This window comes from Desulfotruncus alcoholivorax DSM 16058, assembly GCF_000430885.1.
GTDB classification, from domain to species: Bacteria; Bacillota; Desulfotomaculia; order Desulfotomaculales; family Desulfallaceae; genus Desulfotruncus; species Desulfotruncus alcoholivorax.
In genome coordinates this window covers 34,628-58,568 of record NZ_AUMW01000015.1, presented here as the reverse complement: position 1 = coordinate 58,568, position 23,941 = coordinate 34,628, and the positions used below count along the sequence as shown (strand labels likewise).

19 protein-coding genes are annotated in these 23,941 nt (G+C 47.7%); 17 read left to right on the top strand and 2 right to left on the bottom strand.

What is annotated here, in order from left to right; all coding sequences use genetic code 11:
- The first annotated feature begins 69 nt into the window (after positions 1 to 69).
- The 4 genes from H569_RS0108765 (at position 70) to H569_RS0108750 (ending at position 3,671) form a co-directional block, all read left to right on the top strand.
- Entirely contained in the window at positions 70 to 426 is a 357-nt protein-coding gene (locus tag H569_RS0108765) for an EamA family transporter (RefSeq protein ID WP_051273483.1), read from the top strand.
- Positions 427 to 437: 11 nt separating this feature from the next.
- Positions 438 to 1,499, top strand: coding sequence for a GNAT family N-acetyltransferase (locus H569_RS0108760; protein WP_051273482.1), 1,062 nt, complete (start codon positions 438 to 440; stop codon positions 1,497 to 1,499).
- Entirely contained in the window at positions 1,489 to 2,322 is an 834-nt protein-coding gene (locus H569_RS0108755; protein WP_034630045.1) for an XrtA system polysaccharide deacetylase, read from the top strand. Before H569_RS0108760 ends, H569_RS0108755 begins: the two co-directional genes overlap by 11 nt.
- Positions 2,323 to 2,756: 434 nt before the next feature.
- Positions 2,757 to 3,671, top strand: coding sequence for a glycosyltransferase (locus H569_RS0108750; protein WP_081410940.1), 915 nt, complete (start codon positions 2,757 to 2,759; stop codon positions 3,669 to 3,671).
- A 55-nt stretch (positions 3,672 to 3,726) separates the two neighbouring features.
- Here H569_RS0108750 and mntA read toward each other — a convergent pair whose 3' ends face one another.
- Together mntA and H569_RS0108740 are read right to left on the bottom strand one after the other, a co-directional pair.
- The gene (mntA, locus tag H569_RS0108745) at positions 3,727 to 4,134 is read right to left on the bottom strand and encodes a type VII toxin-antitoxin system MntA family adenylyltransferase antitoxin (protein ID WP_034630043.1); all 408 of its coding nucleotides are present in this window, start codon (positions 4,132 to 4,134) and stop codon (positions 3,727 to 3,729) included.
- A gap of 77 nt (positions 4,135 to 4,211) precedes the next feature.
- Positions 4,212 to 5,834 carry a DUF4127 family protein gene (locus H569_RS0108740; protein ID WP_027364688.1) on the bottom strand — a complete coding sequence of 541 codons (1,623 nt, stop codon included), beginning with the start codon at positions 5,832 to 5,834 and terminating at the stop codon, positions 4,212 to 4,214.
- A gap of 292 nt (positions 5,835 to 6,126) precedes the next feature.
- On the opposite strand from H569_RS0108740, the gene H569_RS0108735 reads away from it, so the two are divergent.
- The 13 genes from H569_RS0108735 (at position 6,127) to galU (ending at position 23,876) form a co-directional block, all read left to right on the top strand.
- Complete coding sequence (locus H569_RS0108735; protein ID WP_027364687.1) at positions 6,127 to 6,576, top strand: hypothetical protein; 450 nt, start codon at positions 6,127 to 6,129, stop codon at positions 6,574 to 6,576.
- A 21-nt stretch (positions 6,577 to 6,597) separates the two neighbouring features.
- Entirely contained in the window at positions 6,598 to 8,481 is a 1,884-nt protein-coding gene (locus tag H569_RS19785) for an FAD-dependent oxidoreductase (protein WP_034630074.1), read from the top strand.
- 103 nt (positions 8,482 to 8,584) lie between these two features.
- Positions 8,585 to 10,540 (top strand): DUF5693 family protein, encoded by a 1,956-nt coding sequence (locus H569_RS19780; RefSeq protein WP_051273478.1) that lies wholly within the window; start codon positions 8,585 to 8,587, stop codon positions 10,538 to 10,540.
- Positions 10,541 to 10,888: 348 nt separating this feature from the next.
- Entirely contained in the window at positions 10,889 to 11,623 is a 735-nt protein-coding gene (locus tag H569_RS0108720) for a WecB/TagA/CpsF family glycosyltransferase (protein WP_027364686.1), read from the top strand.
- Between the two features lie 62 nt (positions 11,624 to 11,685).
- Positions 11,686 to 13,023, top strand: a complete 1,338-nt coding sequence (locus H569_RS19775; protein WP_081410938.1) for an LCP family protein — start codon at positions 11,686 to 11,688, stop codon at positions 13,021 to 13,023.
- 319 nt (positions 13,024 to 13,342) lie between these two features.
- The gene (locus H569_RS0108710; protein WP_027364685.1) at positions 13,343 to 13,732 is read left to right on the top strand and encodes a HEPN domain-containing protein; all 390 of its coding nucleotides are present in this window, start codon (positions 13,343 to 13,345) and stop codon (positions 13,730 to 13,732) included.
- Positions 13,708 to 14,031 carry a nucleotidyltransferase domain-containing protein gene (locus tag H569_RS0108705; protein ID WP_027364684.1) on the top strand — a complete coding sequence of 108 codons (324 nt, stop codon included), beginning with the start codon at positions 13,708 to 13,710 and terminating at the stop codon, positions 14,029 to 14,031. The genes H569_RS0108710 and H569_RS0108705 overlap by 25 nt, the downstream gene beginning before the upstream one ends.
- 552 nt (positions 14,032 to 14,583) lie before the next feature.
- On the top strand, positions 14,584 to 18,030 hold the full coding sequence (locus H569_RS21285; RefSeq protein ID WP_051273474.1) for an S-layer homology domain-containing protein: 3,447 nt from the start codon (positions 14,584 to 14,586) through the stop codon (positions 18,028 to 18,030).
- A 58-nt stretch (positions 18,031 to 18,088) separates the two neighbouring features.
- Positions 18,089 to 19,864 (top strand): S-layer homology domain-containing protein, encoded by a 1,776-nt coding sequence (locus H569_RS21280; RefSeq protein ID WP_051273472.1) that lies wholly within the window; start codon positions 18,089 to 18,091, stop codon positions 19,862 to 19,864.
- Positions 19,865 to 20,139: 275 nt separating this feature from the next.
- The gene (gene csaB, locus H569_RS0108690) at positions 20,140 to 21,252 is read left to right on the top strand and encodes a polysaccharide pyruvyl transferase CsaB (RefSeq protein ID WP_034630042.1); all 1,113 of its coding nucleotides are present in this window, start codon (positions 20,140 to 20,142) and stop codon (positions 21,250 to 21,252) included.
- Entirely contained in the window at positions 21,249 to 21,419 is a 171-nt protein-coding gene (locus tag H569_RS22740; RefSeq protein WP_169726461.1) for a hypothetical protein, read from the top strand. The genes csaB and H569_RS22740 overlap by 4 nt, the downstream gene beginning before the upstream one ends.
- Positions 21,420 to 21,597: 178 nt before the next feature.
- Positions 21,598 to 22,692: an MraY family glycosyltransferase gene (locus H569_RS0108680; protein WP_027364682.1), complete on the top strand. Its 1,095-nt coding sequence runs from the start codon at positions 21,598 to 21,600 to the stop codon at positions 22,690 to 22,692.
- A 311-nt stretch (positions 22,693 to 23,003) separates the two neighbouring features.
- Positions 23,004 to 23,876 carry a UTP--glucose-1-phosphate uridylyltransferase GalU gene (gene galU / locus H569_RS0108675; protein WP_027364681.1) on the top strand — a complete coding sequence of 291 codons (873 nt, stop codon included), beginning with the start codon at positions 23,004 to 23,006 and terminating at the stop codon, positions 23,874 to 23,876.
- Positions 23,877 to 23,941: the final 65 nt, after the last annotated feature.

Sequence of the window (23,941 nt, the reverse complement as noted above, 5' to 3'; positions counted from 1 at the left end):
GATTGGACCGCACTGTCACATTTAAGAAAATATTACAACAAAATAATTAACGAACCGTGAGGGATTATTGTGAAACTTGATTTTACCATAATTATTTTAACAATTATTAATGCATTATTAATGTCTTCCGGACAAATTCTTTGGAAAATGGGTGTTTCCAAGGAAAGCATTTCAGTGATAGGTGATTATCTAAAAATATTGTTTAATCCATATATAATATTAGGCATTCTAATATATATAATTACAACATTGCTATGGCTATATATTCTAAATCATGCAGATTTAACTCGTGTTTACCCTGTTACAAGTCTTGTATTTGTTTTTGTAACAGTTGCAGGAATTTTTATTTTGCATGAAAGTGTTTTCTTAATTCAGTGGGTTGGAATTGGTTTAATTTGTGCAGGTGTTATTTTGACAATACGATAAGGTGGTTTATTATGAAAAGCCAATGGGTTGTTATGGATTATAAAGAAGGTATGTTGAAAAAAATCACCTCGTTAACACAAATATATTATGGTGATATTGAAATAGCTTCAGAGAGGTTTCTAAATTGGCAATATTTTGAAAATCCTACTGGAAATTCTATAATGAAATTAGCTGTAAAAGAAAATGAAGTTATAGGGCAATATATAGTTATACCAATCAGATTTAATGTTTCTGGATCTGTTGTAATAGGTTCATTATCATTAAATACTTTAGTTCATCCACAGCATCACGGAAAGGGTATTTTTAAAATTCTTGCAAAGGAAGTGTATAAATACTGTCAGGATAAAGATGTAGTGTTTACCTATGGTTTTCCAAATCAAAATTCTTTTCATGGTTTTACAAAGAGCCTTGGTTTTAGATATTTAGAGGTGCCTTTGCTAATAAGATTGATAAACCCAGTTAAATTACTAAAATCAAAATTATTTAACATAAAAAGTGAAATGTATGAATGTACTGATAATTTTAATAATAATACTTTTTCGGATGGTATAAATATAGCAAATGTAAACAGATTTGGCTCTGAATTTGATGTCTTTTGGGAATTAATATGTAATAATTCCCCGGTAATGGTTATAAGAAACAGCGAGTATTTGAATTGGAGATATATAGATATACCTTATCGCCGATATCATGTATTAAAGGCTGAATGTGATGGAAGAATTTGTGGGTATATTGTCTTACGGGAAACATCTGTAAAAAATATTAGATGCGGAATGATAGTTGATTTTATTGTGGAAAAAACACAAGTTGGGGAGCAGGTCGGAGATAATCTTATTAGGTCCGCATTAAAGCATTTTAAGGAAGCTAATGTTTCTATCAGCGGTGCTTTAATGATGAAGCATACTTTAGAGTTTAATATTCTAAAAAGAAATGGTTTTATTACATGCCCAAAATGGTTTTTACCTCAACCATTTCCATTAATACTAAAGTTGCACCAAAAACATGACAAAGATAATATTATAGAAGATTTTAATAACTGGTTTGTAACTATGGGGGATTATGATGTTATCTAAAAATGCTGTTGTAAATAATTTGCTTACCGTTGATCTGGAGGAATGGTTCCATGCAAATTATAAAAAAGATATTATTAATATTTATAAATATAGTGAACATAGAATTGTGGAAAATACTCACAGACTTTTAAAATTGTTTGAAGAGTGTAATGCTAAGGCAACCTTTTTTGTGCTGGGTTGGGTTGCTGAAAATTATCCAAAATTGGTTTTAGATGTGTGTAATAAGGGTCATGAGATTGCTACACATGGCTATGGTCATGATTTAGTTGGTGAGCTATCAAGGGAGAAATTTATTGATGATTTGGTTAAATCTAAACAATTAATTGAAAGTATAATTGGTAAAAAAATTATCGGTTACAGAGCTCCTAGTTGGTCTATAAATAAAAGTAATTTTTGGGTTTTTGATATTTTAAAAGAGTATGATTTTCAATATGATGCAAGTATTTTTCCGGTTAATACCTTTCTTTATGGTATACCGGATGCCCCACGATTTCCTTATGTGTTGAAACAAGGGATACTAGAGATTCCTTGTTCAACAATAAATTTGATTGGAAAAAATTTTGGTTTTTCCGGTGGTTTTTATCTAAGAATTTTACCACTGTGGCTTGTAAAGTATGGGATTAATACCTTAAATAAACAAGGCATCCCTGCAGTAATTTATATCCATCCAAGAGAGATTGATTTATTTCAACCTAAAATTTTGTTGAGTAGAAAAGAATCGTTTATTCATTACTATGGTATCAAAAACTGTTATGAGAAATTAAGAAATTTATTAAAAAAATATAGGTTTACTTCTATTAGAGATTATTTTAATTTTACTTAGTGGTAAAAGTAAGGCAATTGGTGGAGCATAATCTAACAAGGTCATTGGTGGCTGTATATTGTTGCTACGGCGTTCGGTCGCGTCATTTACGATGATGTTTCAATGATACTATACCGCCAGCATGCGTCGAACCAAATCGGCATGCGACTAGGTTTTGCTTCATTATTTTTTCGCCTGCGCAGGCTTCTACGTCGTTCGGCAAGGCCGTCGCGGTTGACGCAGGCACGTGAGTTTGAACGCATTTACAGTGAACGTTTGCCATCTAGGCAGTCTAGTTATCTTTCCGAACTAATTAAATGTGAGGATAATTTCATTGCTCGCATAAAATTTGCGGTTGCCCACAGGCCAAGACGCCTTAAGCTTATTGATGATATAGCTGCATTGGTTGCCTTTATGCTTGGGCGGTAGCAGGCGATGCCAGGGGAGATTGAGTGATGGACATAAATTTTTCGCTGGTGGTTCCAACACTAAATGCTGGTAGAGATTTCGAACTGTTCTTAAAGTCAATTAAAAAACAAAGTGTAACTCCCGGGCAAGTGATAGTTATAGATTCGGAATCAGATGACAATACTGCAAATATTGCCGGAAAATATGGTTGTAATGTTCTCTCGATTAAACGCAGGGATTTTAACCACGGGTCCACCCGCCAGTTTGGGGCGGAATTTGCGAACACTGATGTGGTGGTTTTTTTAACACAGGATGCAATTTTGGCAAATGAAAATTCATTAGGGAATATTATTAAATGTTTTAGTGATCCGGCTATTGGTGCCGCTTATGGTCGCCAGTTACCCTATAAAAACGCTTTACCTATCGGGGCACATGCCCGCCTATTTAATTATCCACCTGAAAGTAGGATAAAAAGTTTAGAAGATGCTCAAGAACTGGGGATTAAAACTGCTTTCATATCAAATTCCTTTGCAGCTTACAGAAAAACAGTGCTAAAAGAAGTCGGCGGCTTTCCCGGCAATGTTATATTAAGCGAGGATACTTATGTTGCTGCGAAAATGTTGCTGGCAGGATGGAAGATCTATTATTGCGCTGAGGCGCAGGTTTACCATTCCCATGACTACAGTATTTGGCAGGAGTTCAAACGCTATTTTGATATAGGAGTTTTCCATGGGCGCGAGCAATGGATACGTGAAGCATTTGGTCAGGCAGAAGGAGAGGGGCTTAAATATATTGTTTCTGAGTTAAAATATCTATGGGCGAATGGGAAAAACTTTATACCAAAAGCCTGTCTGCAAAATCTTTGCAAAATTTTGGGATATAAATTGGGGTTTAAAGAAGAATTTTTTCCTCTATGGTTAAAAAAGAGACTTAGTATGAATAGACAGCACTGGGGTTTATAACTGGCAGCTTAATTATCATCAATTTTTTCGTATTTATATGGTTGAACAGTATGTGCTACCCCTTGAATTTTTGCAATATATTCTTATTCCTGACCGTATAAAGTGGGAGCATGTCAAAATACTGCCTGCGTGAATTAACCTCAAAGTTAATTCTGGCTAACCGGTTATTTTCGACCAGTAGTTTCCCCGTTTTAAGTATTTGGTGCTGTAATACCAGGGGGGCTTCCAAAATATCCACTACATCAACCGGTCGACCGAGTATGTCTTCAAGTTCCATGCTTGTTGTCAAGATAATATCAAACCGTTTAATCTTGCTTTTTAATTTGATTGCAAATAATACGGCAATATCAATATCACTCTTCGGCCGCATTAGGTTTTTAGCTGCTGAACCAAAAAGGTAAACAGCTGAAATTAGATTGTTGCCGGAAAAGTAATATGCTATTTTTTCTGCGATGGCATCCATAATACTTCACCCTCATAAACACATCGGGGATGGTTAGTTGATCTGAATATTATTGTTACTATATTATACCATAACGGTCAGTCCTTTAGTTGAAAATCAACATCGAATAACCGGTGCCACGGAAAAGTAACGTTGGAAACAGTTATGCCGCCAAAGTTTTTGGCCAGGTTTTGTTCGGCAAACTGGTTGAGCATCTCTTTCGTTTTAACTGCAATATTTTGCTCAAATTCACGATCGATAAATAAAAACTGCTGCCCGGGCGGGACCTCCTTTTTCAGCTGCGGTCGCACAACAGACTGGTAGCCCCAGTCTTCGATGAGCCTGGTTAAAAGTATCTGCCGGTGGACCTGCCGTTGAGCCTGCCGGCGGACCGCGTTTTCCCCGTTATGATCATCTTTCCCGTTATAAAGGTGGTAAATCAGCCCCTGGCTCAAAGCTATGCCCAAGGAATTCCCCGGCGTGTTCCAACCCGCATACGCGCCCAGTTTTGACAAGTCAACGCTTGCCCCGAGTTTCTGCATGAATTCGTTGTCCGCGCCGTTGGGCAACTTTACGTCGGCCAGACATACTGTTTTCCCTTCATCAATATAGTTGGCAATCCTGCCTACAAAATTCTGCTCTGTATTTTGCTCTATATTTTGGCCGTTCCGGGCGCCTGTATTTTGACCACCGGCAGGTATGGAAGCGCTGTCTTCAAGGCCCGGCCCGTTGTGTACGGCCAAAACCATGTCCGCCTGGTGTACGTCAGGCGTTCTTATTGCCCCAATAGCGTTAATATGCAGGCTCACGTTTTCATCCAGGGGAACGTCCTCATAATGCAATATGGCGTTTTTACCCGCCGGGTCTGCGTAATCAACAAATATCCGGGGTCCGGTTTGGTTCTTTTTGCCAACGGAAGCGGCGGCTAAAAGCAGCATGCCGCATTCATCTGTTCCGGTTAAAAATGTAACCTTGGATTCAATGCCGTGCAGCTTGATCAGCGAGTTCAGCTTTTGCGCTTCCAGGACGGAATAGCCATAAGCGGAAGCATCATCCTTGCTGATGGTCAAGTGGTCAATATAGCCCTGTTGTACCAGTTTAAGAATCTCGCCGGTTGCAGACAGGTTTTTTTGCCTCCTGCCGGCAAAGTCATTTAGTTCATTGGGAATCGTTGCTTTAATGTTATTGTATCTTTGTATCTCCGCCGGGTTGGCCAGGCCGAGCCCGAGCTTGTGTGCCAGCTCTCCGTATTGGTAAATCATGAAACCGTATTTGCTGTAATAATCCGGCATGGTGTAAGGGGTATTGGCCGAAGGCGCCCTCATTATGGATATGAAAGCATATACCCTGTTATTTTTTGTCTTTAATTTTTTAATTTCTTCTATTCGCCCGTTAATTTCGTTTTGAGTTAACTTGTGCTTCCTGGATTCGACGAGGCCGCCGTAGATCAAGGCGTCCAGTGAGGCTATTACCGTGCTTGACGTCCGGGCGTTGGCAGCGGACCACTTGGCCAGCTCTGCATGGTTTTTCAGCGTTTGTCCGTCAGGATATACAACAGACGAACCGGTTAGGCCGGAAAGTTCAACGACCTGCTTGAAATTTACTGGCCTGTCATCCAGGGGCAGGTATAAAATTTGGCTGCTGCCCACCTGCGGATTGCAGCTTGAAATTATCATCATTAAAGAAAAAATTGCAGTATAAAATAGTAGTCTGTTTTTCAAATGATCCACCGCTTTTTGTAATATCTTTACCCGGCTGGTTATCAGCTTTACTCAAGTGCAAGGAAGCGAAGGAAACGCAAGGTGTCATTGCAAGGAGTGATACGACGAAGCAATCCGAAAATGCAATTGCCGCGCTGCGCTCGCAATGACAAAGGCGAGAACAGAGTGGATACCCGGGTATCTTTAATTATATTAGAATATATGACATGAGAACAGTGTTTTATGGAAGGACATATAGATAATCCGTCGAAATTATGCATAGCCCAGTATTTTATGTTTGGAGGTCGATTTGGTGCGCGCAAAAAAGAAATTGCTTTGGTCCGGTTTGCTGCTGCTGGCGCTCTGCATTGCGGGTTACGCCGGTCTGGCTTCGGCCGGCGAAGACGGCAGCCCCGGTTCGGTGAATGATCCCCTGGTTACAAAAAGCTTTGTTGTAAAATACGTGCAGGAAAGTTTGGCCCAGCTCGGCCAGGTCAAGGGGGGAGGCTCTCTTGAATGGAGCACCTCAGCACTGGAGCCGGGCCAGCAGTTTATCGGTAAATCAGGCACCGAATTTATTGTGCGCAGCGGTGAGGCCGTGGTGGTGGACCCGTCCGGCAGCGGCATTGTGGACCTAACCGCCGGTAAGAATGTGTCTGCCGGCATGACGGCGGAAAAGAATCACCTGTTTACCATCCCCAGGGAGGATGGCCGCGGGGTAACAGCTGTTAAGCAGACAATCATTATGTACAGAGGCTATTAAAACTTAAGTATGCGTATAAATATGCGTAAAACAAGCAGGCGTAAGCCGGGTAAATCTCTGTTAATATTGGCCCTATCGGTTCTGGTTGCCTTTCTTCTAATATCTGCCAAATGTAATAACACAATTAATAACATATTCAATAACACAATTATTAATAACGAAAGCACCTTGCCCCCACCCCACCAAGTGGGGGACGTTTATGATCTGGTAGTTGTCGGCAGCGACCCCGAAGGCATTGCCGCTGCAGTATCCGCCGCCAGGAACGGTCTCTCCGTGCTTCTGGTGGATAAAAGGCCAATTTTGGGCGGTTTAATGACCATGAGCTGGTTGAACTCAATTGACATGAATTACGGCCCCGGCGGGGAAATACTAAACAAGGGGATATTTGCCGAATTCTATAAGAATGTAAAAGGCGACTCGTTCGACGTGCAAAACGCAATACGCGTCTTTAATAACCTGGTGGCCCGGGAAAAAAACCTCCGGGTTTTGCTTAATGTCCGCAGCATCAAGCCGGTTATGGCAGCAAGCGGAGGGCCGGAGGTCATTGGCGTAAGCCTGGCGGGCGGGGGAGTGGACAAGGTGGTTAAGGCCGGAGGTGTCATAGACGCGACTCAGGATGGTGATATTGCCGCCCTGGCCGGTGTGCCCTACAGCGTGGGCCGGGAGGATACCGGCAGCAGTGCCGGTAATATGGCGGCGACCCTGGTTTTTAAATTAAGCCATGTCAGTTTGCTGGACTGGTTGAAAATTCGCTATTACTTGTACCGGGACGGCAATAAAAACACCGGCGCCAACATGCGCAGCGCCTGGGGTTTTAACGAAATCACTTCGCATTACAAACCGTTGAGCGGCAGGATTAAACTGAGGGGCCTCAATTTGGGCCGCCAGGATGACAACAGCGTGCTGGTCAACGCCCTGCTGATTTTTGGAGTCGACCCGCTCAACGATAATTCCAGGCTGCAGGCCAGGGCGGCTGCCGAAAAGGAACTGCCTTCAATTGTAGCTTTTATCAATCAACATGTTCCCGGGCTTGCGCACGCCTCCCTGGCCGGGGCGGCGCCGGAGCTTTACGTGCGGGAATCCAGGCATATTTACGGTGAATACCGCCTGACCCTGGATGACGTGCTGGAAAACAGGGATTTTAAGGACAGAATTGCCTTCGGGTCCTACCCCGTGGATATTCAGCCCACGGGCCCAACTGTGCCGGGCGTTGTTATCGGCAAGCCTGTTCAATATGCCATACCTTTTCGCTGCCTGGTGCCGCAAAAAGTGGACGGCCTGCTGGTTGTGGGCAGGTCCGCCAGCTATGATTCACTGGCGCACGGCAGCGCCAGGACCGTGCCCGTGGGTATGGCCGAGGGGCAGGCGGCCGGGGCTGCGGCGGCGCTGGCCAGGGAAAACAACCTTTCCTTCCGGGAACTGGCCGGGCGGCGGGATTTAATGCTGGAGCTGCAGTCGAGGCTGAACAAACAGGGCATGGTATTGCATCCCTTTAAAATTGAAAACAAAATTGCCGGCCACTGGGCGTACCCCGGGCTGAAGTTCATGCGCGGATTGGGCCTGGCTGCAGGCGGTTATAATAACGACTACAAATTAGATCAACCCATTGAACAACAGCGATTTATCAATATCTTGTCCCGGGCGGTTGAGCAAACAGGCGCCAAAGTAAAAAACCATCCGCATCTATTCACGGAACCCAATGTATTCAACCTTAATGACGCCTGCTATATGCTGTCCGGGTACCTGGGGCTGAATCGCACCAAAGAGGAATCTTTTCGTTATTTTAATGACCGCGGCTTTTTTGACCGGGAGCCGCAGTGGAAGGCATATATTGATGTAAACAAACCCCTGTCCAACGGGGCGGCGTATATGCTGGTCAAGAACTTTATCACTATGCTGTCATAGGAAATAAAAAGCCTATTGTCTTGAACTATTCTGAATTCTGACTCCTGAATTCTGACTCTTGAATTCTGAATACCTGAATATTTATGAGCTGGGGGTTTAAGTATTGGATAAAAAATGGACGCCCGTTTTAATCGCTGTCGTTGTCATTTCCATCATCGCCGCCGGTTACCTGGCCTGGCAGAGGCACACCATGGAGGCTAACAATCGCAGCGTGCAGATGGCGGTTGTATATGACGAAGTTGCCTCGCTGGCCCGCATGAACGGTACCGGCGTGGTGGATGTGCTGCGTCAATTCCGGGAGCGGGGCGCGGGCGCTGTCTTAATCAAAGAGCCTACCGTTGCGGAAGCGGAGCAAAACGGGGAATTTAAACTGCAAACCGGGCAGTCGCTGCTGCTGATGCGGGATTATGGCGTTTTGAAGACGCTGGGTAGCGATTTTTGGCAGCAGGTCCGGCCGGACCGGGCTTACTTTATTTTTTCAAACCCGGACATCTACCAAAGAGTCAAGGGCCAGTTAACCGCCAAGAAGGTGCAGTTGAGAGCGTGGGAACGTCCAGGGCTGTATATCCTTGAAGCGGGGTGCGGCTGGAGCCTGCTGCAGCAATTGGGCGTGGGTTTCCCCCAAAACGCCGTGGATGACGCCAACCGGGCCGGCATGCAGGTGCTGGTACAGCTGCGCTCCTGGAACCAGGTTGACGCGGCAGGGTTAAAATACGTTTTCGGCGAGATCGGCAAAATACCGGGCCTGGCCGGGCTTTTATTCAACGACCCGGTGCTGCCCGGAGCGCCGGACCAGATCCGGCCGCTGGCCTATGTGGTGCAAAAACTCAGAGTCCCGGTGGTGGCCATAGAATTTTCCAACCAGATCGGCCTGTCCAAGCTCGGCTACCTGCTGGACAAGAACGTGGTCAGGCTGCATACATTGAGCCTGGAGGAAGACGCCAAAAAGAATTACAGCCCGGAGGAGATTATCGACAGGTATGCTCTGGCGGCAACCGAGCGCAATATCAGGATCCTGCTCTTCCACAGCTACACCAAGCCCGATGCGCCGGATATCCTGCAGTGGAACCTGCAGCTGGCCGGGCGGGTTGGTGAAAAGCTGCGTGCCGAGGGCATGCAGGTGGGCGAGCCGTCTGTTTTGGCCGCGCCATTATCAAATTCGCGCTGGTTGCTGTTCCTGGCCGGCTTAGGGGCAATTGCGGGAGGCATGCTGCTTTGTTTCACCATGGGCTGGCCAAAAGCCGCGCCGCTGCTTGGCCTGGTGGCGCTGCTGGCCTGGGCGGGGCTGTTGGGCGCGGGGATGACCGGCCCGGCCCGCAAATTGATGGCCTTTGCTTCGGTGGTAATCTTCCCCACCCTGTCGCTGTCGATCAACATTAAGAGCGAAGGCAGCACGGTGCGGAAAAGCGTGCTGCTGTTACTGCGCACCTCGCTCATTTCGCTGACCGGCGCGCTGCTGATGGTGGGCCTGCTGGCGGACCGGGGCTTTATGCTCAAGCTGGACCAGTTTGCGGGGGTTAAACTGGCTCATGTGGCCCCACTGCTCTTATTGGCTTTAATTTTCTTTTTCCGCCATGATGAAGAAGGGATGGGCTGGCGCAGGCAGCTGCAAAAGTTTTTGGACCAGCCCATACTGGTTAAGTCCGTTGTGATCCTGGGCATATTGGCTGTTGCCCTGCTCATCTATGTGTCCCGCACGGGCAATGAGTCGGTGGCCATATCTCCGCTGGAGTTAAAGTTCCGTTCGCTGCTGGACACACTGCTGGGGGTGCGGCCGAGGACCAAGGAATTCCTGGTGGGCCACCCGCTGCTGCTGCTGGTCTTTTATCTCGGGTACCGGAACAATAATTACATGCCGCTGCTCCTGGCCGGGGCCATCGGCCAGATTTCCCTGGTCAATACCTACGCCCATATTCACACTCCACTGGCCGTATCTTTGCTGCGCAGCTTCAACGGGCTGGTTTTGGGAATTATCGTGGGACTGGCGCTCATTGCGCTGTGGCGAGCCGGGGAACGGTTGTACCGGAGGCTGCAGGCTGCAACGGAGACCAATTCGTAATTCTTGGCTCAATTCAAGGGCAATTCAACGCGATGTGTCTGGCATATGCATAACACAATGCGTAATACAAGGAACAAAATTGGAGCAACCGGCGTCATTATTCAATAAGTGCATTCTATGAGTACATTTTCCACATGTGCATTTGTCAACCGTATTCAATTAAACACCCGACAACTGCCCACTGTGCGCAGCCGGCGGGCTGATAGAATTACCAATCTTTATAACTTTTTTGTATAAATTTACTAAAGGTTATACCCGTTCGACATAGAACTATCTTTCTATAGAAACTATCTTCCATAGAACTACCTATAGAACTTATTATTCGAACTATTTATCCGGGTGATAAAAATGAAAGCTGAGATTTTGGGGGCGGGCATCGGCCGCTTGACCATGGACCAGGCGGTTGAAGCCGTTACCGCGCTGGTGCGTGCAAGCAAGCCCTGCCGGGTGATTACGTTAAACCCCGAATACCTTTACCGGGCCGCAACTTCAGATGCAGCACTGCTGGAACTGGTCCGTAAGGCGGACCTGGTCACTGCCGACGGCGAGGGCATTGTCTGGGCGGGGCGGGTGGCGGGTTCGCCTTTTCCGGAAAGAGTCACCGGTATAGATTTGATGCTGCGCCTGATGCCGAAAGCCGCAGCGGAAGGCTGGCGCATCTACCTTTTGGGGGCCGCGCCCGGCGTGGCCGAAGAGGCAGCCGAAAACCTGCGCCGCCTGCACCCGGGCCTGCAGGTGGCCGGCACGCACCACGGTTACTTTCAGCCCGCTGAAGACACCGCGGTTGTCGAAGACATCAGGAAAGCTGCTCCACAATTGTTGTTTGTGGCTCTGGGCGCTCCCAAACAGGAAATTTGGATCGATAAATATATAGATGAAATAGGCCCGGTGGTGGCCATGGGCGTCGGCGGCACCTTTGACGTGCTGGCCGGCCGTGTGGCCAGGGCGCCCCGCTGGATGCAGCGCCTCAAAATGGAATGGTTGGGGCGCCTGGTCATGGAACCGTCGCGCTGGCGGCGGATGGTGGTCCTGCCCAAGTTCGCCTGGCTGGTATTAAAAAAATATCGACTAAATTTGCGCTAAAAACAAAAATATTGAACGTTCAGCGTCTCCGGTGTATTATGTTTAAGAAGCCGGGCTGATAAATGACCCGGCGAAGGGAGGTGCCGCTTATCGCCGGCAATAGAAAGAGAAAGTTGAACAAGCCCAGGTTTGCCATATTTGTTGTTTTGCTCGCTGGTTTGTTTGCCGGGGGCTTTGCGCTTGCCAACAATGTTTTGTGGCCTTTATTAACCGGCAGCCCGTTAACTGATAATACAAATAGTAATGAACAGGATTTATCCAAACTTCCCGGCATCAATGTGTTGATGATGGGCGTGGACGAGCGGAGCGGCGATACCAGCAACCGCACGGATACCATGATTCTGGCCAATATTAACAACAAAGACCGTCGCATCTCGCTCCTTTCCATTCCACGGGATACCAAGGTTGATTTGCCGGGCCACGGGGTGAACAAGATCAACGCGGCCAACCAGTATGGCGGGCCGAAAATGGCCATGAGCGTTGTTTCCGATCTGACAGGAGTGCCCATAGACTATTATATCCTTACCAATTTCGGCGGATTTAAAGGTATTGTGGATGCCCTCGGCGGGGTTACCGTTGATGTGGAAAAAGACATGCATTACCATGAAAACGCTTACGGCGGGGCATATAGCATCGACCTCAACAAGGGGGTCCAGCGCCTTAACGGTGACCAAGCCCTGCAGTACGCGCGCTTCAGGCACGACGCTTTGGGGGATATCACCCGCACCCAGCGCCAGCTCAAGCTTTTGACGGCAATCGGCGATGAGGTTATGAAGCCGGGTTCGATAATCAAAATGCCCAAACTGATACCCGAAATCTACAAAAACGTGGACACCAATTTGGGGATATCACAGCTGGTGTCGCTGGCCAAGGCGGCCAAAAATATTGACAATGTGCAGATAGTCAGCCAGACATTGCCGGGCTGGTTCCTCAACGAACACGGGGTAAGTTACTGGTACGTGGACCCGGGCAAGGCCAAAGAAGTGGCCAGCGCTTTGTTTGAACAAGGAAAAGTGACCGACGTGATCCTGGGCGAAATTAATCAAAACTCCAATAATACCAGGCAGGTGGCCATGGATCAGGCTAAAACCGCTCCGGTTAAACCACTGCAACAGCCTGATACGACCAAAAGTGCAAGCACCACCGGCAGCGGCGCCGGCTCCGGCGGTACCGGTAACAGCAGTGCCAATGGCAGTAATATAAGTAACAGCATTAACAGCAATCCAAATAACAGCGGTAATAGCAGTCTGCCAGGCAATCAGGGCGGTGTGGTGCAGGGTACCTCGACGCCGCCGCCGGGGACCGGCCAAACAGAAACGCAGAAAAGTACTGCGGGAGGCGTTGTGGAAACCCAGCCGGAAAAAAATCACGTTCAAATTATTATCAACAGCAACAACTGACAAAAATGCGACAGTGGACGGTTCTCCCCTGTCGCATTTTTTTCTGCGGCAGGGACGGTTCTATTTTAACCGAGCAATTGACGTTAACCGGCTGTTAACGAAACGGGCTGAATCAATCAGCTCCTACACTAAAGCAATGTGGGACGGCCCGCAGCTCCAGATGAATGATAACTTTAAAACTGGCCCCCTTGAGATTTGAAGGCTTTGAAAAAACAGCACAAAGAGTTGACGATCCGAATGAAAATCAACTGTTGTTTATTTCCTGAATTCAAATTGGTATAATTCTGGTAGGGAAGGTTCAAGGAAGAGGGAAATATTGATGAGGGCACAGACTTCCGTATGGATAGGAATAGCCGAGGACGACCTGGAAGCCGCAGAACACTGCTACGAGGGAAAAAGATACCTTTGGGCCATGTTCATGTGTCAGCAAGCGGTAGAAAAAGCCCTTAAAGCAGTCTATTTTGAAAAAACTGGCTTAACTCCCCCAAAAAAACATGACCTCATCTCACTGGCTGGTACCGCCAATATCCTTGATCAGTGTACCAAAGAGATGAAAGATCTCTTTCGTCGCCTGTCTCTCTACTATATAGAAACGCGGTATCCCGATAAGCGAGCGGAGTTGGAAGCAAAATGTACACCAGAGCATACAAAGAACATTTTGCAACGTTCAATGGAGGCGGTAAAATGGCTAAAAAGCATGTTGAAGTAATCGTGAAGGAATTTATCAATGCTATAAAAGAAAGAAATATCCGAGTGGAAAAAGCCATCCTGTTTGGTTCCTACGCCAAAGGAAATGCAGTCGAAACCAGTGATATTGACGTGGCCGTCATTTCCCCGGACTTTGGCCAGGACTATGTGGAAGAAGCTGTGCTGTTGAAAGAAATCAGCGAGAACATTGATTTGGACATTTCCCCAAGACCTTATTCATTGGAAGAATATAAAAAGGTTAACAGTGGCCAGTTTCTTTACGATGAGATTATCAGTAAGGGTAAGTTCATTAATGCTTAATGATATTACTGCGACAGGGGATAGTTCTTAAAGGGTCCAATTGGAAGTTTTGCGGAGAAAAAAAGGCTCAATGCCAGGTAACTCCTGGTTTTGAGCCTTAATCATCGATAACGCGCAATAAATGCCTCGCAAAATTTTCAATTGCGATGAGGTAGCTGACATGGATTTTGCGCAGGCTTTTTTTGACTGTTGGAACTGCTAAAACAGGCTTTGCGGGAAAACTTGTTTCTTCCGGAGTCTGTGGTCAGTGAGTTTATTTTAAGGTTTTATGGATAACTTGCTTAATTTCTAAAAGTCAGATTGAATTTGCAAACTGCATAACTATGGGTTTTTGTCAACTCCGAAAGTTGAGTTATAAAAAATTTTAGCTTCTATGGATTTATATGTCATTAGTTTAAAGGATTATATAAATTACTGGTAGAATTGTAATATATATAAATTCGGCAAATTTGGATAAGGAGGTATGCAATTATAAGTTCAGATCAATTTTGCACGGCGAGAAAAACTGGAACCAAGGATTAACAAGAAACTAACTCAAAGGGGTGAAATTATTTGGGTTATAAAAAATTTTTTACTGTAGCGTTAACGGCGTGTCTTGTTCTAGCTGTGGCGGGCTATGCTTTGGCGTCCGGCTTCACCGACATCAAAGGCCACTGGGCGGAAGCCCAAATAAATAAGTGGGCGGGTAACGGCCTGGCAGGCGGCTATGATGACGGTACGTTCCGGCCGGATAACCAAGTATCCCGGGCTGAATTTGTCGCCCTGGTCAACCGGGCTTTTAGCGTGGAAAAACAAAATGTCGCCGGTGCCGGGTTTAAAGACGTTAAAGCCGGCAAATGGTACTACAACGATGTCAATACAGCCAAAGCAGCGGGGTATATCGGTGGCTATGCCGACGGCACCTTCCGGCCCGATCAAACCATCACCCGCCAGGAAGCGGCCAGCATATTGGTGCGGTTGCTCGGTTTGGAACAGACCGGTGACGGGCTGGATAAATTTGCCGACGCTGCAACGTTTGCGGCATGGTCCCGCGGCAGCATCGGCGCTGCGGCCAAAGCAGGGTTGATGGGCGGTTTTCCGGACAAAACTTTTAAACCGGTTAAAAGTATTACCAGGGCTGAGACAGTTGTAACCCTTGACCGTGCCCTGGTCAAATACGGTAACAAGGTTGTCGTCAACAGTGCCATAGAAGGAAAGGTAACTTTTGACGATAAGGCTGTGGCGGGCGCCGTAGTCCGAGTTTTCAAGGCAGGAAGTTTTGAAGCCATAAAAGAAACCAAGACCGGTAAAGACGGAAAATATAAACTGGCCCTGGAAGCCGGAGTTTACAATTTAACCGCTTCAACTGATCAACAGGTTGCTTATCTCGATGACGTTAAGGTAACAAGTAATCAAATATCGACGGCTGACTTAAAAATGGTCAAAGCGGCTGTCTTAAAAGGTAAACTGGTGGACAAAAGCAACAGTGCCCTTAAAAATACCAAGATGCTGTTCACCACCAACCCCACTTTTGTAACCGTAACCAATAGCTACGGTGAATACACCGTTGCCGTATTGCCTGACAGGACATACACTGTGCGGGCTTATGACCCCACAAGTCAGACCAAGGGGCCGGTAATTATTAAAGAAGACCTGCAAGCCGGCGCAGCGGGAGAATATGCTACCGGCACGCTCAAAGCTCCTTTCACCGTTTCATCTGCAGGCGGCGGCGGTGGCGGTGGCGGCATTACTCCTGATTCAGACCCGATCGTACTTGGCGAAAGTGATATAAAGGCAGGGGAAACGTACAGCGACTCCAGGGGTTATACCATCAAAAGCTCCGGAACTTTTGGTCCGGCCAGCGGATTAGCCGAATTCACGACAAAATTAACTTTGGATCCGGGCGCTGCCGGCGAGGTTACCCTGCGTAATATAAAAGCAGCTAATATCGAAGTTCTTTCCGGCGCATCATCATCTGTTGGATTTGAAAATGTTGAGGCCGATCAAGTGGCCGTAAAAGCTTCCAATCAGCAAAATCCGGTTAGAATTGTAACCCGTGGTACTACGAATCTCAAAAGAACAAACGTTGGCTCCAAGGTTATTTTAGAAGCAGAACAAGGCTCCTTTGGGGACATTACCATCCAGTCCGAAGCAGCCAATCAAGAGGTTGAATTAAGGGGAGAACTTTCAGGTAGCACCATAACTGTTGATGCTCCGAACTTAACCATTACTGTGGCACCGCCAACCTCCCCCGGAGCTAGTACCACAGTAGGTACACTTAAGTTAAATCAAAGCGCCGCAATTAAAACTAACACAAATACTACTTTGTCATCAGTCCAAATATCTGGCAATAACGCCAGCTTAAACTTGAGCGGCAGCGGAACAGTTACAAGTATAACCGTACCGCAGGGTTCAACAGGTACAAAAATTACAGTTGGCGAAGGAACAATAGTACCTAAGCTGGAAATTAATAGTTCTGATGTTTCTTTGGAAATATCCGATCCTAATAACGTAACAATTAACGTGGACGACAGTATAAAGGATGAGTTAATAGAAAATGTTAAAGGCGCGGCAATTGATGCAATTAGTTGGAGCTCGTCAATAACATACAACCAGGACAACGAAGATAAGATCAAAACAGCACGTAACAAAGTTAATGCATACTTGGTCCTAATCGGTAAAACCAGTGATAACGATATCGCTGACAACACTTTAAAAGAAAAGGTGCAAACATTGCTGCAATGTGCGGAGAAAGCTTTCTCAGATGCGAAAAACCTGTCGATTTTCGCCTCCGGGGACAGCGCCGCCGGTGTTACCCAGGATTTAACGCTGCCATCTACCGGTGCAAAAGGATCAAATATAGTGTGGTTATCGTCCAATGCCAGCGTTGTTGCCGCTAACGGTAAAGTAACCCGTCAACAAACCGATGTCAGCGTTACTTTAACCACCCAAGTTACATGCGATGGTGTCACGGTTACCAGAGAATTTGCATTAACCGTCAAGGCCGGGGCGCCGACAATAACCAAATTCGCCGGACAAACACCGGTTGGTAGTAATATTTCAGTTTCTTTAAGTCAAATTAATACCCAAACCGGCACAGAGGTTAGCCAAGATTGCACCCTGAAGTTAACTGTGGAAGGATTGGGTCCTTATGGCGAATTTGCTTTAAAGTCCGGAACATTAAATAATATCAGCAATATTTTAGTCCCGAATGTTAACATCTCGTCACAGGATTTAACCGCCTTATTTAATGCTTTAAAGAAAATCGATTCGGCTACTGTGAATTCAATCATTGCCGGTATTGACTTCAGCGGTTTGTTTAATGCAATTAATAAAGCCAGCGACCAAACTAAAAAATCCGTATTGGCCGCATCTAACTTTACCAATGCTTTTAAAGCGGCCAAGAGCGCTCCGGCTCAATACAAAAGCAGCCTGTTAAACGATTTGAAGACAATCATGCCCATGATAATTAACAGTGAAAATAAAATAACTATTGTAAAAGCAATCAAATCGGATGCGCTGCTATCAGTGTTATCAGAGCAAGACAAATTAATCTTGTTTGAAGCCTTATTAAACGGCGACATTTCAGGCATAGATTTCAGCCGGATTTTCAGTTCAATAACCGGCGCGGACGAAACCACACAAAATGCCATCATAGAGGCGATTGACTTTCAAACCTTATTCAATGAAATCAATAAGCTTGATGCAAATACCAGGAGTGCGGTCTTCAATGCGATCAACTTTACCACCCTGTACAACGCCATCAAAGAATCTACCGATGTTCAGGCTAAACAAGCTTTCGTTACTAATGATGTGCCCAGCATGATTGTAACAGTTGCAAATGATACACAAATCAACCGCTTGGATTTAATTAAATCTCTAAACTTGAATCGGGTAAAAGTTGAAAGCTTATATGACTGGCTGAAAACTATCAGCGGTAACACAAATGTTGTAGAGATATCTGCCGCAGTAAGCAATAATAACGGCATAACAACATACAATATCAACATCAACAAATAGGTGTCAGGCACCAAACTTATTAACTTATGTAAATACAACTAAACGGCCGGGCAGTTCCATGCGGATTGCCCGGCTGATTTCTTTTCTTTACTGCTGGATCTTCTCAATTGATTCCAAAATACCATGCCCGCCAAGGCAAGTCAAGAAAGAAGAAGAAACAGGAAGCAAAGCAGGAAGTGACAATAATCGGGTGGAATATATAAACCAGGTAATTTTAACGACAAACAACAAATTAGAAAAAAGGAGGCACATGCAAAGAATGACCCAAAAGGCAACACGTATATTATTTTTGACAATGTTGGTACTGTTGACCCTGACGGGCTATGCCCTGGCAGCCGGTTTTACCGATTTGCAGGGCCACTGGGCGGCAGGGCAGATAAACAAATGGGTGGATCAAGGGCTGGCCGCCGGATATGCTGACGGCACCTTTAAGCCTAACCGCCAGGTTAGCAGGGCGGAATTTGTCGCTTTGGTCAACCGCGCGTTCAAAGTTGAGCAGAGCAAGTCAGGCGCGAATTTTCCGGATGTCAAGCCCGGAACCTGGTATTATGGTGATGTGGCGAATGCAACCGCCGCAGGTTATATCGGCGGGTATTCCGACGGCACCTTCAGACCCAACCAAACCATCACCCGTCAGGAAGCGGCCGGCGTTTTGGTGCGTTTGCTCAAGCTCACCCCGGATACCGGTGGGATTGATAATTTCACGGACGCCGGGCAAATTGCGCCATGGGCCCGCGCCAATACCGGCGCCGTTGTCCGGGCCGGCTTGATGAAAGGCATGCCGGACAACTCATTTGCACCGCAAAAAGGCATCAGCAGGGCAGAGGCGATAGTATCCCTGGACCGGGCCCTGGGCTATACACCGGGCGCCGGTACACCGGTTCAACCCCAGCCGCTTAAAGCAACCGGTATTGACGGCAAGGTAACTTATAATAATGCGGCCGTGCCCAATGCTGTGGTAAAAATATATCAGGCCGACGGCTATGAAGTATTGGCTTTAACCAAAACCGACGCCAACGGTCGTTTTAAATTTAACCTGGAGCCGGGTAAATATGATTTGACAGCCGCCACCGGCAAGGAAGTGGCTTATCAAAGTGATGTGCAGGTGACCGCCGGCAATATGACCGGTGTCGACCTGCCGGTGCAGGCGGCCGCTGTGGTCACCGGCACCTTGAAAGACAAGAACGGTGAGCCTGTAAAAAATACGACACTTATTTTTACCACCAATCCCACCTTTACTGTCAGCACTGATGACAGCGGTAAATATACCGCCGTGTTGGTTAAAGACCATAAGTACCTGGTGCGCTGCGTAATTGACGGCAAGGTGGCCCAAATAGAGAAGAGCTTACAGGTGGGTAATGCCGGGCAGCAAAATATAACTTTAAGCACGGCAAACGCTGCAGGTTTGCCCATCGCAGGCGGCGGCGGTGGAGGGGGCGGCGGCGCAGTTGATACCCCCTACACCGAACAACCACCGGTGGTGAATTCAGTAACCTTTATGGTGAACGGCAACCCGGTTACGGTAACGGGTACAAACAACAATTTCAACATTAATTTAACCGGGTATCAAGACAGCTCCAAATTCACCGGCATTACAGTAAATGCATCATCAGATGCAAGCAAAGCCAGGGTTAGTTTGCTTGGCGTCACTAAAGAAATAACTTTCAATCAAGGGGTGGCTTCCGTTACCGTTGAGCAATTGATCGGTGACCCTTCAATAACCCTGAATGGCTTGAAGACAGTGCTGGATTTGCTTGAAACCAACACCATATCCATAACCGTCACCGGCAAAACAGGCTTGGAATCACAGGTTACGGTTAACATAAGTATATAGTGCCGGGCACCAAACTTATTAACTTATGTAAATACAATAAAATACGATAAAACGGCCGGGTAGTTACATGCGGATTACCCGGCTGCTTCTTTCGGTGCTTTTTTAATCTGTATTCAGAGGTAATAATATATGTCACTGAGGTATAGGCGGGTGTTTCTCCTCTGTGCTAAAATTTGGGTTGGGGCCAAGGTTTGCCGGGACAGGGTATGGGATATAAATTAATAAATGAAGGCGTTTTGAGAAGTGTTGGCGAAGTGTTATAAGAAGGTGTGATTATGGGACATAGAATAGTAATATCCGGCTATTACGGGTTTAATAACCTGGGGGACGAGGCGGTGCTTTACAGCATGCTGCTTACTTTGCGCAAAAGCATCCCCGGATTGGACGTGACCGTGCTTTCCAATGACCCGGCTGCCACGGCCCGGGATTACGGGGTGCGGGCGGTAGACAGGTGGAGCATCAGGGAAGTGGCCGGCGCGCTCCGGAAGGCCGACCTGTTGGTAAGCGGCGGGGGGAGCCTCCTGCAGGACGTAACCGGGCTGCAGAGCCTGCTTTACTACCTGGGGGTAATCTGGCTGGCCCGCATGCTTGGCCGCCCGGTGATGTATTATGCCCAGGGCATCGGCCCGGTTAACACCAAGTACGGGCGGCTTCTCGTGGGCCTTACCACCCGGGGCGTCAGGGCCGTCACGGTGCGGGACGAGGAATCCAGGCGCGATTTACAGGCCATGGGGGTAACGCGGCCGGTCGAAGTCACAGCCGACCCGGTGCTGGGGCTGCACCCCGAAGACATCGGCCTGGCGGAAGGGGCTAAAATCCTGCGGCGCCATGGTGTGGAACCGGGCGCCGGAGTGGTGGGGGTCGCCATCCGCCCCTTGCCGGGCCGGGCCACATGGGAAATGGATTTGGCCCGCGCCCTCGACAACCTGGTCAAGGCCGGCCGGACAGTGGTATTTATACCCATGCAAAGCCCGGCGGATCTGGTGATTTCACGTGAAGTGGCGGCGGCGATGCGGGAACCCAGCATTATTGTCAGTGAAAAGCTGAATGTGCCGCAGGTGATATCCCTCACCGGCAACCTGGACCTGCTCCTGGGGATGCGCCTGCACGCCCTGATTTTCGCCGCTGTCTGCGGAGTGCCTCCGCTGGGGATTGTTTACGACCCCAAGGTTGAACGCTTCCTGAAAAGAATTGATGTGGCGCCTGCGGGCCGCCCCGGTGAAATAAAAGGCGAGGCCCTGGCAGGCCTGATTGAAAGGCTGCTGGCGGACCGCTCCCGGGTTGTGCTCAATATGACCCGTAAAATGGAACACCTGCGCACCGCGGCTACACGCACAGCCCAGGTTTTGGAGTCCGAGATTGCCGCGTCGCTTCGCTCCTCGCAATGACAATACACGAATCGCCATCTGAAGATGCAGGGGCGGGCGACCCTGTCCGCCCGGCTTTCGCCCGGCTTTGCGCTGAAATCGCGGCTGAAGCCGAACCGCCAAACCGGGCCTGTCGGGTTTTGCGCCGGCAAAAAAAGAGTAAAATCATCAATCTTTATCAATCTTGATGATTTAGGAAAATGGAAGCCTGACGCAGCCGGGGGGACAAACCCGACATAAATAGCCCGTATTTTACATATATTAGCTAATATCAAGCATTTTTTGAATTTGTAGAGCACCAACGCCAGTGATAAAATAGATTTAAGTTTGTCTGATGCCGATTTTTACCGGCTGGAGGGAGAATTCTTGGAAAAATATACAATACCGCTTTTTCTCGCGCTGGTCCTTGGTTATGCTGCAACGCCGGTGGTGCGGGTAATTGCCGTTAAAATTGGGGCCATCGACCGCCCCGACCCTCGCAAGGTGCACAAGGGTTTAATGCCCCGGATGGGCGGACTGGCAGTATACCTGGCCTTTACTGCGGCGGTGATCATATCTCCGGCAAGGGCATATCCGGGCATATGGGGATTGCTGGCCGGTGCCACTGTTATTGTTGCGCTGGGAATTCTGGACGACACCAGGGGCCTTCCCCCCGGGGTGAAGCTGTTGGGACAAATACTGGCGGCGCTTTCCGTAATTCCCTTTGGAATTGAGGTATATTATATAACCAACCCGTTAACAGGTAAAATGTTGTTTCTGGGAGTGCTGAGCGTTCCGCTGACATTATTTTGGATTGTGGCTGTAACCAATGCGGTTAACCTTATCGACGGGTTGGACGGGCTGGCCGGAGGGGTTTCGAGTATCGCCGCCCTCACCATGGCGGCGGTGGCCTGGACCCAGTGGGGCAGGTCAGGCACAGCCGCAATGACCGACATGGTAATGCTGTCACTGATTTTGGTGGCTGCAACCCTGGGCTTTTTAAAGCATAACTTCCACCCGGCCAAAATATTCCTTGGTGATACGGGTTCCATGTTTCTAGGTTTCACCCTTGCAGTTATGTCCATTATGAGCCTTACCAAAAGCGCCACAGCCGTCTCCGTAATTGTGCCGATGGTAATCCTGGGCATACCGCTGTTGGATACTTTTTTCGCTATTATCAGGCGTTATCACAAGCACCGGCCGATATTCCAGCCCGACCGGGAGCACCTGCACCACCAGCTTATGGCGATGGGGCTCAGCCACCGGCAAACCGTACTTGTGATATACGGTCTCAGTGCTTTCCTGGGGATTAACGCAGTGTTGTTGAATTTAATCAGCAGCAACCAGGCGCTGGCATTGCTGGCTGTGCTGGCGGTAGTGGTTATCTACTCCGCCAACCGTTTGGGCGTGCTGGGAAGCTCCGGGCGTGCCGGTTTCAAGGTAACCGAAGGCTTGAAGCGTCAAGGATCATCTAAAATGTAATCATTTCATAAATTGAATAATTGAACATTTGAATAATTGAATAATTAAATAATTAAACAAAAGCAACCATGAACCTTACAGGTTTCAAGGTTGCTTTTTATTGTACTAATTACTTTTTTCTGGATAAGGAGGATTTACCTGCCCCCGGCTGGAATATATACTTGAGTTATGAGTCAAGTCCTGAGTTGAAATGCGCAAGCTTGGGGGGGAAGCACGGGGGGAGCGGGAAACGCGGAGACTGTTTGCAGAACCGTCCCCGCATTTCCATCCCTGTTCTTTCCTGGTAAATTGATAATTAGGAGGAATCGCCAATGAGAATCAGAAAGGCGGTTATACCGGCGGCAGGATTGGGAATACGTTTTTTGCCGGCCACCAAGGCGCTTCCCAAGGAAATGATACCAATAGTGGACAAGCCTACCATTCAATATATAATTGAAGAAGCAGTAGATTCAGGGATCGAGGATATACTTATTATAACCGGCCGGGATAAAAAAGCCATTGAAGACCATTTCGACAAATCGCGCTGCCTGGAAGACCACCTGCGCAGCAAGGGCAAGCAAGACCTGCTGGAGATAGTGGAGAAAACTTCCAGCCTGGCTGAAATCCACTATATTCGCCAGAAAGAGCCGCGCGGTCTTGGCCATGCCGTTTACTGCGCCCGCCGGTTTGTGGGCAACGAGCCCTTTGCCGTGCTGCTGGGCGACGATATCGTCAGCAGTGAAGTGCCCTGCCTGCGACAAATGACGGACCTGTACGAGGAAATGCAGGCGTCGGTTATCGGTATTAAGGAAGTACCCCCGGGAGATGTCGGCAAATACGGTATTCTGGATGCCGAACCGGTGCGGGACAACATTTATATTATCCGCGACCTGGTGGAAAAACCGGCCCCGGAGGACGCGCCCTCCCGCCTGGCCATCATGGGCCGCTACATTATCGAACCGGAAATATTCGAAATTCTGGCCCATACCACACCGGGGGCCGGGGGTGAAATCCAGCTGACGGACGCGCTAAAAGTGCTGGCGGCCCAAAAGCCCATGTACGGGCTGATTTTCGAAGGCGACCGGTACGACGTGGGGGACAAGCTGGGTTACCTCAAAGCCATGGTGGAATTTGCCCTGCAGCGTCCGGACCTGGCGGAAGAATTCCGCCAATACTTGCACGACTTAATGACTGGAACCAGGTAAGAACCAGGTAAGATAGAAGCAAGAGAAACATCCGCATGTTTGCATGCGCGTGTTTGCATGTATCT